The sequence below is a fragment of the Marinomonas sargassi genome (genome assembly GCF_025716875.1).
In the GTDB taxonomy this organism is placed as follows: Bacteria; Pseudomonadota; Gammaproteobacteria; order Pseudomonadales; family Marinomonadaceae; genus Marinomonas; species Marinomonas sargassi.
The window spans coordinates 17,812-30,982 of the sequence record NZ_JAOVZB010000008.1; the positions used below are offsets into that span (position 1 = coordinate 17,812).

Here is a 13,171-nt window from a genome sequence, read left to right on the forward strand (position 1 = left end):
TGGCGATTTCCGCCATAAGAATTGGATTTGTGGAGCTTGTCTAATGGCAACCGTTAACCAGTTGGTTCGTAAACCACGTAAACGTAAAGTGGCAAAAAGTGACGTTCCTGCGTTACAAGCTTGTCCGCAACGCCGCGGTGTCTGCACTCGCGTATATACTACTACACCTAAAAAGCCTAACTCGGCTTTGCGTAAAGTATGTCGTGTTCGCTTGACTAACGGCTTTGAAGTAACTTCCTACATTGGTGGTGAAGGTCATAACCTACAAGAACACAGTGTTGTATTGATCCGTGGCGGTCGTGTAAAAGATTTGCCAGGTGTTCGTTATCACACAGTTCGCGGTAGTTTGGATACTTCAGGCGTACAAAATCGTAAGCAAGGTCGTTCTAAATACGGTACTAAACGTCCTAAGTAAGCTGATGCTGCTTAAGAAGTCGTTTATACATAATTTTGTAATACAGTAAGGCCGAGCAGTTTTATATTGTCTCGGACGAACCTGAAGAGGGTATAGATATGCCAAGAAGACGCGTCGTCGCCAAGCGTGAAGTACTTCCGGATCCTAAACACGGAAGCCAAACGCTTGCTAAGTTCATTAACCACGTAATGGTTAGTGGTAAGAAATCTGTTGCAGAAGCAATCGTTTATGATGCTCTAGAAACAGTAGCTCAACGTGCGAAAACTGATGCTCCTATGGGCGTTTTCGAGAAAGCACTTGAGTCTATCCAGCCTATGGTAGAAGTTAAAAGCCGCCGTGTAGGTGGTGCAACTTACCAAGTTCCTGTTGAAGTTCGTCCAGCTCGTCGTGCAGCTCTAGCTATGCGTTGGTTGGTTGATTTCTCTCGTAAGCGTGGTGAAAAATCCATGGCTTTGCGTTTAGCGGGCGAAATCTTGGATGCTGCTGAAAACAAAGGTGCTGCGGTTAAGAAGCGTGAAGACGTTCACCGTATGGCTGAAGCCAACAAAGCATTCTCTCACTTCCGTTTCTAATGTATCAAGGAAGCTAACGCAGTGGCACGTAGAACACCTATCGACCGCTACCGAAATATCGGTATTTGTGCGCATGTTGATGCAGGTAAAACAACGACAACTGAACGCGTTCTTTTCTATACAGGTCTGTCCCATAAAATTGGTGAGGTGCACGATGGTGCAGCTACCATGGATTGGATGGAGCAAGAGCAAGAGCGCGGTATAACTATTACTTCAGCGGCAACAACTTGCTTCTGGAGTGGTATGGATAAGCAGTTTGATCAGCACCGTATCAATATTATTGATACGCCTGGACACGTAGACTTTACCATTGAGGTAGAGCGTTCTTTACGTGTTTTGGATGGTGCCGTTGTTGTGCTATGTGGTTCTTCCGGAGTGCAGCCGCAAACTGAGACTGTTTGGCGTCAAGCTAACAAATATGAAGTTCCTCGTATGGTATTCGTCAATAAGATGGACCGTACGGGAGCCGATTATTTTTCTGTTGTTGAGCAGCTTCAAACACGTCTTGGGGCAAACGCTGTTCCTATTCAAATCAATATCGGCACCGAAGAAGATTTCAAAGGTGTTGTAGATTTGGTTTTGATGAAAGCCATTATGTGGAATGAAGAAGATCAGGGTATGACTTTCTCTTTGGAAGATATACCAGCTGATTTACTTGATGAAGCAGAGGCATGGCGTGAGCAGCTTATAGAGTCTGCGGCAGAAGCGAATGATGAGTTGATGGATAAATACCTTGAAGAAGGTGATTTATCTGTCGAAGACATCAAGATCGGCTTGAGAGCAAGAACATTGGCCAATGAAGTTGTATTGGTCACATGTGGTTCCGCCTTTAAAAATAAAGGTGTGCAGGCCGTTCTAGATGCTGTTATTGAATATTTACCTTCTCCGCTTGAAGTTAAGGCGATAGAAGGCACGCTTGAAGATGGTGAAACTGTTGTTACTCGTGAAGCTGATGATGAGGCGCCGTTCTCTGCACTGGCTTTTAAAATAGCGACAGACCCATTTGTAGGGACGCTAACATTTATTCGAGTTTATTCTGGTGCTTTGAAAACTGGCGATGCGGTTTACAATTCTGTTAAGCAGAAGAAAGAGCGTGTTGGTCGTATGGTTCAAATGCATGCGAATAATCGTGAAGAGATAAAAGAAGTATTGGCAGGCGATATTGCTGCAACCGTAGGTATGAAGTTTGTTACTACGGGCGATACGCTTTGCGATATGAAAGATGTTGTTGTTCTGGAGCGTATGGAGTTTCCTGAACCTGTTATCTCTGTGGCTGTTGAGCCTAAGTCTCAAGCAGACCAGGAAAAGATGTCTGTTGCTCTGGGTAAATTAGCGCAAGAAGATCCATCTTTCCGTGTAGAAACACATGAGGAGACAGGTCAAACTATCATTTCCGGTATGGGTGAATTGCACCTGGATATTCTTGTCGATCGTATGAGTCGCGAGTTTAAGGTGGAGGCGAACATTGGTAAGCCTCAGGTTTCATACCGTGAAAAAATCCGCAAAGAAGTGGTGGTTAATCACAAATTTGTGCGTCAATCCGGTGGTCGTGGTCAATATGGTCACGTCGTGATGAAGTTGATTCCAACTGAGCAAGATGGTCTTGAGTTTGTCAACGAGATTGTTGGTGGTGTTATTCCTAAGGAATACATCCCCGCAATTGAGAAGGGTGTTTCGGAGCAAATGAAGAATGGTGTAATCGCTGGATATCCTTTATTGGGTATGAAGGTTGTATTATTCGATGGTTCATTCCATGATGTTGACTCTAACGAAATGGCCTTTAAAATTGCAGCTTCTCAAGGGTTAAGAAAAGGAGCGGTTGATGCTGATCCTTGTGTTCTTGAGCCTGTGATGAAAGTGGAAGTTGTTACTCCTGAAGATTACATGGGTGACGTGATGGGAGACCTGAATCGTCGTCGTGGTATTGTTCAGGGGATGGACGATTCCCCGTCAGGAAAAATTATTCGAGCGGAAGTTCCTCTAGGGGAAATGTTCGGATATGCGACTGACGTACGTAGCTTGTCGCAAGGGCGTGCAAGTTATGCAATGGAGTTTGAGAAATACGCTGAAGCACCAGCTAGTGTGGCAGACGCGCTCATCAAAAATGAAGATTAATCATCATACTTACTATTATTTAAGGTGTATGTATCATGGCAAAAGAAAAGTTCGAACGTAGTAAACCACACGTAAACGTTGGTACTATCGGTCACGTTGACCACGGTAAAACAACTCTTACTGCAGCATTAACTCGTGTATGTGCAGAAGTATTCGGCGGTGAAGCTGTTGCTTTTGACGGTATCGATAATGCTCCTGAAGAGCGTGAGCGTGGTATCACAATCTCTACTTCTCACGTAGAGTATGATTCTCCAACTCGTCACTATGCACACGTAGACTGTCCTGGACACGCCGATTATGTTAAAAACATGATCACTGGTGCTGCTCAAATGGACGGCGCTATCCTTGTTTGTGGTGCAACTGACGGTCCTATGCCTCAGACTCGTGAGCACATCCTGCTTTCTCGTCAGGTAGGTGTGCCTTTCATCGTTGTTTTCCTAAACAAAGCTGACTTGTTGGCTGAAGACTGTGGCGGTGCGGATTCTGAAGAATACGCAGAAATGCTAGAGTTGGTTGAAATGGAATTGCGTGACCTTCTTTCTGAATACGAATTCCCAGGTGACGACACTCCAATCATCCCGGGTTCTGCTCTTATGGCATTGAACGGTGAAGATGATAACGAAATGGGTACAACTGCTGTTAAGAAGCTAGTTGAAACTCTAGATGACTACATCCCAGAGCCAGAGCGTGCAATCGACGGTGCATTCATCATGCCTATCGAGGACGTATTCTCTATCCAGGGTCGTGGTACAGTTGTAACTGGTCGTGTTGAGCGCGGTATCGTTAAAGTTGGTGAAGAAGTTGAGATCGTTGGTATCGCTGATACTACTAAAACAACTTGTACTGGCGTTGAGATGTTCCGTAAGCTTCTAGACGAAGGTCGTGCTGGTGAGAACTGTGGTATCTTGCTACGTGGTACTAAGCGTGAAGACGTTCAGCGTGGTCAAGTATTGGCTCAGCCTGGTTCTATCACTCCTCACACTACTTTCCAAGCAGAAGTATATGTTCTTGGTAAAGATGAAGGTGGTCGTCACACTCCTTTCTTCAAAGGTTACCGTCCTCAGTTCTACTTCCGTACAACTGACGTAACTGGTGCTTGTGAACTTCCTGAAGGTGTTGAAATGGTTATGCCTGGCGACAACGTTCAGATGACTGTTGAACTAATTCACCCAATCGCAATGGACGAAGGTCTACGTTTTGCGATCCGTGAAGGTGGTCGTACAGTAGGTGCTGGTGTTGTAGCTAAAATCATCAAGTAATAGATTAAACTTCTATTAATTGGTTTTTTTAAAAGGCCGCTCAATATGAGCGGCCTTTTTTATTTTTGCTTTATTTTATTTGTCACAAATTGGTTACTTGACAACCAGTTTGCGAATAGCTAATATTCGCCGTCCTTAAAAGAGGACGGTGGCTTAATAATGTACAGTTAAGTCATTAATACACAGTATTTGGAGTTGGAAATGCAAAGCCAAAAAATCCGTATTCGTTTAAAAGCTTTCGATCACCGTCTGATTGATGCTTCAACACAAGAAATTGTGGACACAGCGAAACGTACAGGTGCGCAAGTGCGCGGACCAATTCCACTTCCTACTCGTAAAGAGCGTTATACAGTATTGATTTCTCCACACGTAAATAAAGATGCGCGTGATCAGTATGAAATTCGTACACACAAACGTGTTCTAGACATCGTTGAGCCAACTGAAAAAACAGTTGACGCATTGATGAAACTAGATCTTGCGGCAGGCGTGGAAGTACAAATCTCTTTAGGCTAATAGCTTAAAGTTTGGGGTGCGACAACCGGCTGGTGATCAGTCGGCCTATGCACAATTAGTGGAATGATCTGGAATGATCAGCCGTAGCGGGTGATAGCCCCATACACAACTGGCAAGTGAGGTAAAAAATGGCTATTCAATTAGTCGGACGCAAAGCCGGAATGACACGTGTCTTCACAGAAGATGGTGCTTCCGTGCCAGTAACTGTTATCGAGGTTGAACCGAACCGCGTTACTCAGGTGAAAACAACAGAAACTGATGGCTACCAAGCTGTTCAAGTTACTGTAGGTTCTCGCCGTTCGAGCCGCGTCAACAAAGCTGCTGCGGGTCACTTCGCAAAAGCAAGTGTTGAAGCAGGTCGTGGTTTGTGGGAGTTCCGCCTGTCTGGTGACGAAAAAGAAATCAGTGTTGGTGATGAGCTAACAGTTGCTGATTTTGAATCTATCCAAGTAGTTGACGTAACTGGTCAATCAAAGGGTAAAGGATTTCAGGGTGCCATCAAGCGTCATAATTTCTCTATGCAAGACGCTACGCATGGTAACTCATTGTCTCACCGTGCACCTGGTTCCATCGGTCAATGTCAAACACCTGGTCGTGTTTGGAAAGGCAAAAAGATGGCTGGCCATATGGGTGCTGCACAAGTTACTACTCAATCACTAGATGTGGTTCGTGTAGATGCAGAACGTAACCTTATCCTAGTGAAAGGTGCCGTACCTGGTGCAGTTGATGGTGATGTTATTCTTCAACCAGCTGTTAAAGCTCGATAAGAGGGGTAGACAATGAACTTGAATCTAACAGGCGCTGAAGGGACTGTAGAAGTTTCTGACGTAGCCTTTGCTCGTGAATACAACGAAGCACTAGTACACCAAGTAGTTACATCTTACTTGGCAGGTGGTCGTCAAGGTTCTCGCGCTCAAAAAACACGCTCTGAAGTAGCCGGTGGTGGTCGTAAACCTTTTAAACAAAAAGGTTCTGGTCGCGCACGTGCTGGTACTATTCGTAGCCCATTGTGGCGTTCGGGTGGTGTTACATTTGCAGCTAAACCACAAGACTTCTCTCAGAAAGTGAACAAGAAGATGTACCGTGCAGCAATGCGCACCATCTGGTCTGAGCTTGTACGCCAAGACCGTCTTGTTGTAGTTGAGGAACTTGCTTTGGAAGCTCCAAAGACTAAGCTCTTTAAAGCAAAAATGACAGAATTGAATGTTGAGAATGCTCTGATTGTTTCTAAAGAAGTTGATGACAATCTGTTTTTAGCGGCTCGCAACATTCCAAACGTAGATGTGCGTGATGCAGCGTCTATCGACCCTGTTAGCTTGATTGCTTACGACAAAGTGTTGGTGACAGTTGGTGCTCTGAAACAAGTTGAGGAGGCACTAGCATGATCGGCGAACGCATTTATAAAGTTCTGTTGGGTCCACACATCTCCGAAAAAGCTACGATTGTTGCTGAAGGTAATGGTCAGTACGTTTTTCGTGTGGTTGGTGATGCAACTAAACCTGAAATCAAACAAGCTATCGAAGCGCTTTTTGAAGTCAAAGTTGAGTCTGTACGTACGTTGAACCAAAAAGGTAAAACGAAACGCACTGCTCGTGGCATGGGTAAACGTAGCGACGTGAAAAAAGCGTACGTTCGTTTAGCTGAAGGTCAAGACATTGATTTCATGGTCGCTGAATAAGGGGAGATAGGTCAATGGCTGTTGTAAAAAGTAAGCCAACGTCTGCAGGCCGTCGTCACGTTGTTAAAGTTACTAACACTGATTTGCACAAAGGCGCACCATATGCACCTTTGCTAGAAAAGAAAAGCAAATCAGGTGGTCGTAACAATAACGGACGCATCACTACGCGTCACGTAGGTGGTGGTCATAAGCAGCATTACCGTATGATTGATTTTCGTCGTAACAAAGACGGAATTTCTGCGGTAGTTGAGCGTTTGGAATATGATCCAAACCGTTCTGCAAATATTGCACTAATTAGATATGCTGATGGTGAGCGTCGTTACATTATCGCTTCCAAAGGTATGGCTGCAGGCAATGTTGTTTTTAGTGGTGCAGATGCACCTATCAAACCGGGTAATACTTTGCCTCTGCAAAATATCCCAGTTGGTAGTACTGTTCACTGCATCGAGCTTAAGCCAGGTAAAGGTGCACAAGTTGCACGTTCAGCCGGTGCTTCTGCTCAGCTAGTTGCTCGAGAAGGTCGTTACGTTACTCTTCGTCTACGTTCAGGCGAAATGCGTAAAGTATTGACTGAATGTCGTGCCACTTTAGGTGAAGTATCAAACTCTGAGCATAGCTTACGAGTTCTTGGTAAAGCTGGTGCTACGCGTTGGCGTGGTGTTCGTCCTACCGTTCGCGGTGCGGCGATGAACCCAGTTGATCACCCACATGGTGGTGGTGAAGGTCGTAGTAAGGGTGGTCGTCATCCAGTTACGCCTTGGGGTGTGCCTACTAAAGGGTACAAAACGCGCAGCAACAAGCGTACTGATAAACTTATTGTACGTCGTCGTACTAAGTAATAAGAGGAAACGACTGTGCCACGTTCACTAAAAAAAGGTCCTTTTATCGACCTTCATTTGATGAAAAAGGTAGAGGCTGCGGTAGAGAAAAATGATCGTCGTCCAATTAAGACTTGGTCGCGCCGTTCTACTATCTTCCCTGATTTTGTAGGGTTGACTATCGCTGTCCATAATGGTCGCCAACATGTTCCAGTTATTGTAACTGAAGACATGGTCGGTCATAAACTGGGTGAGTTCGCTCCGACCCGTACATATCGTGGTCACGCTGCGGACAAGAAAGCCAAACGGTAATTAGGAGTATTAACATGAGTGAAGTAAGCGCTTCATTAAAGGGTGCTCGCCTCTCAGCGCAGAAGGCCCGTTTGGTTATAGATCAAATCCGCGGCAAATCTGTTAGCGAAGCACTGAACATTTTAACGTTCAGTCCTAAAAAGGCGGCAGTTATTGTCAAGAAAGTACTGGAGTCTGCTATTGCGAATGCAGAGCATAACGAAGGTGCTGATATAGATGACTTACGTGTATCTACGGCTTACGTTGATGAGGCTATGACTCTAAAGCGTATTATGCCACGTGCCAAAGGCCGTGCAGACCGTATTTTAAAGCGTGGTTGCCATATAACAGTTAAAGTCGCTGACTAATTAGGAGAAACCCAATGGGTCAGAAGGTTCATCCAACTGGTATACGCTTAGGTATAGTTAAAGACCATACTTCTACTTGGTATGCGAATAACCAAAATTACTCTAAGCTGCTATTAAATGATCTTCAGGTACGTGCGTACTTGGAGAAAAAATTGGTTCAGGCTTCTGTTTCTCGTATTGAGATTCAACGTCCTGCTCAAACTGCTCGTATTACTATTCACACTGCCCGTCCAGGCATTTTGATTGGTAAGAAAGGTGAAGATGTAGAGAAACTACGTAATGCAGTTTCTGAGATGATGGGCGTACCTGTTCACATCAACATCGAAGAAATTCGTAAGCCTGAAATGGACGCGAAATTGGTTGCGCAAAACATCGCTAGCCAACTAGAGCGTCGTGTTATGTTCCGTCGTGCTATGAAGCGTGCGGTACAAAACGCAATGCGTGCAGGCGCGAAAGGTATCAAGGTTCAGGTTAGTGGTCGTCTTGGCGGTGCAGAGATTGCACGTGCTGAGTGGTACCGTGAAGGTCGTGTACCACTACACACTTTGCGTGCTGACATTGACTACTCTACTTATGAAGCAAACACAACTTACGGCATCATCGGTGTTAAAGTGTGGATCTTCAAAGGCGAAATCTTGGGCGGTATTGAGCAAGTGCGTGCTTCTAAAGGCGCACAACAGAAGAAGTCTAAGTAGGGGGTAAGTCATGTTACAACCGAAACGTACTAAGTTCCGTAAAATGCAGAAAGGCCGTAACCGTGGCTTGGCATTGCGCGGCAACCAGGTTAGCTTTGGTGAATTCGGGCTAAAATCGACTGAACGCGGTCGTATTACTGCTCGTCAAATTGAAGCGGCGCGTCGTGTAATGACTCGTCATATTAAACGTGGTGGCAAAGTCTTTATTCGCGTATTTCCAGACAAGCCGATTACTCAGAAGCCTCTAGAGGTTCGTCAGGGTAAAGGTAAAGGTAGCGTCGAATATTGGGTTGCGCAGATCCAACCAGGTAAGATGCTTTATGAAGTTGAGGGTGTTTCTGAAGAGCTAGCACGCGAAGCGTTTGCTTTAGCTGCTTCTAAGCTTCCTTTGTCCACAACTTTCGTAACGCGTACGGTGATGTAGATGAAAGCAAAAGAAATGCAAGATAAGACTGTAGCTGAGCTGCAAGAGACCTTGGTTGAGCTACTACGTGAGCAATTTACTTTGCGCATGCAGAAAGCGACTGGTCAATTGGCGCAAACTCATTTGCTCTCGCAAGTTCGCCGCAATATAGCACGTGTTAAAACTGTGCTAAATGATAAGGCAGGTAACTAAGATGGCAGAAACAAAAGCGCGCACAGCTACTGGTAAGGTAGTAAGCGATAAGATGGATAAAACCATCACAGTACTAGTTGAACGTACAGAAAAACACCCTCTTTATGGGAAGTATGTTCGTCGTTCTACTAAATTGCACGCTCATGATGAAACTAATGAGTGCCAGATCGGTGATACCGTTAAGGTCGTAGAAACACGTCCTTATTCTAAGTCTAAAACTTGGAAACTGGTTCAAGTAGTTGAGAAAGCAGCAGCTGTATAAGCTGCTACTTCCTTCATGAGACTTGTTATCTAATTTGATTGGAGAGCAGAAATGATTCAAACAGAATCGATGCTTGATGTTGCAGATAACAGCGGCGCGAAGCGTGTTCAGTGTATAAAAGTACTGGGTGGCTCACATCGTCGTTACGCTGCTATCGGTGACATTATTAAGGTCACAGTGAAAGAAGCGATCCCACGTGGTCGTGTTAAAAAAGGGCAGGTTCTAAACGCTGTTATCGTTAGAACTAAGAAAGGTGTTCGTCGTCCAGACGGTTCAGTAATTCGCTTTGATGTAAACTCAGCGGTATTGTTGAATGCTTCAGGACAGCCTATTGGTACTCGTATCTTTGGCCCTGTAACACGTGAATTGCGTACAGAACAATTCATGAAAATTGTTTCTCTTGCACCAGAAGTGCTGTAAGAGGGAGAGGGGACATTATGCGTAAAATCAAACGTGACGACGAAGTTATCGTAATTGCCGGTAAAGACAAAGGCAAACGTGGCAAAGTTGTTAAGGTAGTAGACGAGAACCGCGTTCTAGTTTCTGGCATTAATACTGTTAAGAAACACGAAAAGCCAAACCCTATGAAGGGTTCAACTGGCGGTATCGTTGAAAAAGAAGCACCTATCCAGGTTTCTAATGTAGCCATTTTTAATAGTGCTACTGGTAAAGCGGATCGCGTCGGCTTTAAATTGAACGAAGATGGTACGAAAGTACGTATCTTTAAATCAAATAGTGAAGCGATCGACGCCTAAGAGCGAGAATTATAGCCATGGCGAGACTTAAGCAAGTATATAAAGATGAAGTTGTAGCGAAGTTGACTGAAGACTTCAGCTACAAGAATGTGATGGAAGTGCCTAAAATCACTAAAATCACTCTAAACATGGGCGTTGGTGAAGCGATTGCAGACAAGAAACTTCTTGAAAATGCAGTTAAAGACCTTGAAGCGCTTAGTGGTCAAAAAGTTGTAGTGACTAAGGCCCGCAAATCCGTAGCAGTTTTCAAAATCCGTGACGGTTACCCGATCGGTTGTAAAGTGACTCTACGTGGTGAGCGTATGTGGGATTTCTTCGACCGTTTGGTTGATGTAGCTATCCCACGTATTCGTGACTTCCGTGGACTTAACCCTAAGTCTTTCGACGGTCGTGGAAACTATAGTATGGGTGTTAAAGAGCAGATCATCTTCCCTGAAATCGATTACGATAAAGTAGATCGTGTACGTGGTATGGATATTACCATCACAACGACTGCTCGTACCGATGAAGAAGGTCGTGCTTTGCTAGCAGCCTTTAATTTCCCTTTCAAGAAATAAGAGGTAGGAATCATGGCTAAAGCATCAATGGTTCAGCGCGAAGCAAAACGCACCAAATTAGTAGCTAAGTATGCTGAAAAGCGTGCTGCTCTAAAGGCGATCATTAGCGACGTTAATGCATCGGACGATGAAAAATGGGAAGCAACGCTTAAATTGCAAGCGCTTCCTCGTGATTCATCTTCTTCTCGCCAACGTAATCGTTGTCAAGTGACAGGTCGTCCGCACGGTGTATACCGTCGCTTCGGTCTTTCTCGTATTAAGCTGCGTGAAGCAGCAATGCGTGGTGACGTACCAGGCTTGAAGAAAGCTAGTTGGTAAGCAAGTAGAGCACGATCATAATGTACGGCAGTGAATGGGGTGTCTAAAAGCTGGACATTCCGTTCGCTGCTGTGTACTATGCGCGAGCTCTATTTGCTGCACAATGGTTTTTTAAATTAGGAGCTCTTAAATGAGTATGCAAGATACCCTTGCGGATATGTTTACACGTATTCGTAATGCACAGATGGCTGAAAAAGCTTCTGTGAGTATGCCTTCATCAAAAATGAAGACATCAATTGCTGCTGTTCTACGCGAAGAAGGTTACGTTGGTAACTTTAGTGTAGATGAAGCAGTAAAGCCTACGCTTACAATCGAGTTGAAATACTACGAAGGTAAGCCAGTAATCGAAGAAATTAAACGCGCATCTCGCCCAAGTTTGCGTCAATACAAAGGCACTGCAGATCTACCTAAAGTAGAAGCAGGTCTTGGTGTTGCAATCATCTCTACATCTAAAGGTGTGATGACTGACCGTGCAGCTCGTGCTGCAGGCATCGGTGGCGAAGTAATCTGCACAGTATTCTAGGAGTTAGTATGTCTCGTATTGCTAATAGTCCAGTGACGCTTCCTAGTGGTGTAGATCTTTCTCTAAACGGCCAAGCTGTTGTTGTTAAAGGCAGCAAAGGTACTTTAGAGTTAAACGTTCACCGAAGCGTTGAAGTGACTAAAGAAGAAAATGTTATAACTTTCGCAGCACGTGATGCAGCGAAACAGAGCCGTGCCCTAGCAGGTACAACTCGTGCTTTGATCAACAACATGGTTGTTGGTGTAAGCCAAGGTTTTGAGAAAAGATTACTTCTTCAAGGTGTTGGTTACCGTGCTGCAGTTAAGGGTAAAGTTCTTAACTTGTCACTAGGTTTCTCTCATCCTGTGGATTATGAATTGCCAGAAGGCGTAACAGCTGAATGTGCATCTCAAACTGAAGTTATCTTGCGCGGTATTGATAAGCAAGCCGTAGGTCAAGCAGCTGCAGAAGTTCGCGGTTTCCGTCCACCAGAGCCTTATAAAGGTAAAGGTGTTCGCTATTCTGACGAAGTTGTTCGTCGTAAAGAAGCTAAGAAGAAATAGGTAGGCATATGAACACTAAAAAACAATCTCGAATTCGTCGTGCACGTCGTGCTCGTTTGCATATTCGTGACTTAGGTGCGAATCGTCTTACTGTATTTCGCACACCACGCCACATGTATGCACAAGTAATTTCTCCTTGTGGTAGTAAGGTGCTAGCTAGCGCTTCTACTTTAGAAAAGACTTTACGTGCTGGTGCGACTGGTAACAAAGTAGCGGCTAAAGAAGTCGGTACATTGGTAGCTACTCGCGCTAAAGAAGCAGGTGTCACTTCGGTCGCTTTCGATCGTTCTGGCTTCAAATACCACGGTCGCGTTCAAGCTCTTGCTGATGCAGCGCGCGAAGCCGGTCTAGAGTTCTAAGGGGTAGCACATGGCAGTTAATGATCAACAAACTAGCGACCTCCAAGAGAAGCTAGTTCAAGTAAACCGCGTTGCTAAAGTTGTAAAGGGTGGTCGTATCTTCTCTTTCACAGCTTTGACAGTTGTCGGTGATGGAAATGGTAAAGTTGGCTTTGGTCGCGGTAAAGCGCGCGAAGTTCCTCAAGCAATTCAAAAGGCTATGGAACAAGCTCGTCGCAACATGGTATCTGTTAAGCTTGATGGCGGTACTCTTCAGTACCCAGTTAAAGCGAACCACGGTGCGTCTAAAGTTTACATGCAGCCTGCATCTCAAGGTACTGGTGTTATCGCCGGTGGTGCAATGCGTGCGGTTCTTGAAATCGCAGGTGTTCACGATGTATTGGCTAAATGTTATGGATCTACAAACCCAATCAACGTAGTTCGCGCTACAGTGAAAGGTTTGCAGAATATGAAAGCGCCTGAGCAAGTCGCAGCTAAACGCGGTAAGTCAGTCGATCAAATTTTGGGGTAATGTG

The 13,171-nt window shown here is 44.9% G+C and carries 23 protein-coding genes; all 23 read left to right on the plus strand.

Annotated elements, in window-relative coordinates:
- The first annotated feature begins 43 nt into the window (after positions 1-43).
- The 23 genes from rpsL (at position 44) to rpsE (ending at position 13,167) form a co-directional block, all read left to right on the plus strand.
- Positions 44-415 (plus strand): 30S ribosomal protein S12, encoded by a 372-nt coding sequence (gene rpsL / locus OFY17_RS14235; protein WP_013659444.1) that lies wholly within the window; start codon positions 44-46, stop codon positions 413-415.
- 98 nt (positions 416-513) lie between these two features.
- Positions 514-987, plus strand: a complete 474-nt coding sequence (rpsG, locus tag OFY17_RS14240; RefSeq protein ID WP_263531403.1) for a 30S ribosomal protein S7 — start codon at positions 514-516, stop codon at positions 985-987.
- Between the two features lie 21 nt (positions 988-1,008).
- Positions 1,009-3,102: an elongation factor G gene (gene fusA / locus OFY17_RS14245; RefSeq protein ID WP_263531404.1), complete on the plus strand. Its 2,094-nt coding sequence runs from the start codon at positions 1,009-1,011 to the stop codon at positions 3,100-3,102.
- A 35-nt stretch (positions 3,103-3,137) separates the two neighbouring features.
- Positions 3,138-4,361: an elongation factor Tu gene (gene tuf, locus OFY17_RS14250; protein WP_263531405.1), complete on the plus strand. Its 1,224-nt coding sequence runs from the start codon at positions 3,138-3,140 to the stop codon at positions 4,359-4,361.
- Between the two features lie 201 nt (positions 4,362-4,562).
- A complete protein-coding gene (gene rpsJ / locus OFY17_RS14255; protein WP_012071937.1) occupies positions 4,563-4,874 on the plus strand; it encodes a 30S ribosomal protein S10 in 312 nt (103 codons plus the stop codon).
- Positions 4,875-5,002: 128 nt separating this feature from the next.
- Positions 5,003-5,641, plus strand: coding sequence for a 50S ribosomal protein L3 (rplC, locus tag OFY17_RS14260; RefSeq protein WP_263531406.1), 639 nt, complete (start codon positions 5,003-5,005; stop codon positions 5,639-5,641).
- Positions 5,642-5,653: 12 nt separating this feature from the next.
- The gene (gene rplD, locus OFY17_RS14265) at positions 5,654-6,259 is read left to right on the plus strand and encodes a 50S ribosomal protein L4 (RefSeq protein WP_263531407.1); all 606 of its coding nucleotides are present in this window, start codon (positions 5,654-5,656) and stop codon (positions 6,257-6,259) included.
- Complete coding sequence (gene rplW / locus OFY17_RS14270; protein WP_263531408.1) at positions 6,256-6,552, plus strand: 50S ribosomal protein L23; 297 nt, start codon at positions 6,256-6,258, stop codon at positions 6,550-6,552. Before rplD ends, rplW begins: the two co-directional genes overlap by 4 nt.
- A 14-nt stretch (positions 6,553-6,566) precedes the next feature.
- Positions 6,567-7,391 carry a 50S ribosomal protein L2 gene (gene rplB, locus OFY17_RS14275; RefSeq protein WP_263531409.1) on the plus strand — a complete coding sequence of 275 codons (825 nt, stop codon included), beginning with the start codon at positions 6,567-6,569 and terminating at the stop codon, positions 7,389-7,391.
- 15 nt (positions 7,392-7,406) lie between these two features.
- A complete protein-coding gene (rpsS, locus tag OFY17_RS14280) occupies positions 7,407-7,682 on the plus strand; it encodes a 30S ribosomal protein S19 (RefSeq protein WP_263531410.1) in 276 nt (91 codons plus the stop codon).
- A 14-nt stretch (positions 7,683-7,696) separates the two neighbouring features.
- Complete coding sequence (gene rplV, locus OFY17_RS14285) at positions 7,697-8,029, plus strand: 50S ribosomal protein L22 (RefSeq protein WP_063334248.1); 333 nt, start codon at positions 7,697-7,699, stop codon at positions 8,027-8,029.
- Between the two features lie 14 nt (positions 8,030-8,043).
- Positions 8,044-8,724, plus strand: a complete 681-nt coding sequence (gene rpsC / locus OFY17_RS14290; protein ID WP_263531411.1) for a 30S ribosomal protein S3 — start codon at positions 8,044-8,046, stop codon at positions 8,722-8,724.
- Between the two features lie 10 nt (positions 8,725-8,734).
- On the plus strand, positions 8,735-9,148 hold the full coding sequence (gene rplP, locus OFY17_RS14295; RefSeq protein WP_263531412.1) for a 50S ribosomal protein L16: 414 nt from the start codon (positions 8,735-8,737) through the stop codon (positions 9,146-9,148).
- Positions 9,149-9,340 (plus strand): 50S ribosomal protein L29, encoded by a 192-nt coding sequence (gene rpmC, locus OFY17_RS14300; protein ID WP_263531413.1) that lies wholly within the window; start codon positions 9,149-9,151, stop codon positions 9,338-9,340.
- A 1-nt stretch (position 9,341) separates the two neighbouring features.
- Positions 9,342-9,602, plus strand: a complete 261-nt coding sequence (gene rpsQ, locus OFY17_RS14305; protein WP_263531414.1) for a 30S ribosomal protein S17 — start codon at positions 9,342-9,344, stop codon at positions 9,600-9,602.
- A gap of 51 nt (positions 9,603-9,653) precedes the next feature.
- Positions 9,654-10,022, plus strand: coding sequence for a 50S ribosomal protein L14 (gene rplN / locus OFY17_RS14310; protein WP_263531415.1), 369 nt, complete (start codon positions 9,654-9,656; stop codon positions 10,020-10,022).
- Positions 10,023-10,039: 17 nt separating this feature from the next.
- Positions 10,040-10,357: a 50S ribosomal protein L24 gene (rplX, locus tag OFY17_RS14315; RefSeq protein WP_263531416.1), complete on the plus strand. Its 318-nt coding sequence runs from the start codon at positions 10,040-10,042 to the stop codon at positions 10,355-10,357.
- Between the two features lie 17 nt (positions 10,358-10,374).
- Positions 10,375-10,914: a 50S ribosomal protein L5 gene (gene rplE, locus OFY17_RS14320; RefSeq protein ID WP_263531417.1), complete on the plus strand. Its 540-nt coding sequence runs from the start codon at positions 10,375-10,377 to the stop codon at positions 10,912-10,914.
- Between the two features lie 12 nt (positions 10,915-10,926).
- Entirely contained in the window at positions 10,927-11,232 is a 306-nt protein-coding gene (gene rpsN, locus OFY17_RS14325) for a 30S ribosomal protein S14 (RefSeq protein WP_263531418.1), read from the plus strand.
- Between the two features lie 130 nt (positions 11,233-11,362).
- Positions 11,363-11,755 (plus strand): 30S ribosomal protein S8, encoded by a 393-nt coding sequence (gene rpsH / locus OFY17_RS14330; RefSeq protein WP_263531419.1) that lies wholly within the window; start codon positions 11,363-11,365, stop codon positions 11,753-11,755.
- An 8-nt stretch (positions 11,756-11,763) separates the two neighbouring features.
- On the plus strand, positions 11,764-12,297 hold the full coding sequence (gene rplF, locus OFY17_RS14335) for a 50S ribosomal protein L6 (RefSeq protein ID WP_263531420.1): 534 nt from the start codon (positions 11,764-11,766) through the stop codon (positions 12,295-12,297).
- A gap of 8 nt (positions 12,298-12,305) precedes the next feature.
- Positions 12,306-12,656: a 50S ribosomal protein L18 gene (gene rplR / locus OFY17_RS14340; protein ID WP_263531421.1), complete on the plus strand. Its 351-nt coding sequence runs from the start codon at positions 12,306-12,308 to the stop codon at positions 12,654-12,656.
- Between the two features lie 10 nt (positions 12,657-12,666).
- Positions 12,667-13,167, plus strand: a complete 501-nt coding sequence (gene rpsE, locus OFY17_RS14345; RefSeq protein ID WP_263531422.1) for a 30S ribosomal protein S5 — start codon at positions 12,667-12,669, stop codon at positions 13,165-13,167.
- Positions 13,168-13,171 lie beyond the last annotated feature (4 nt).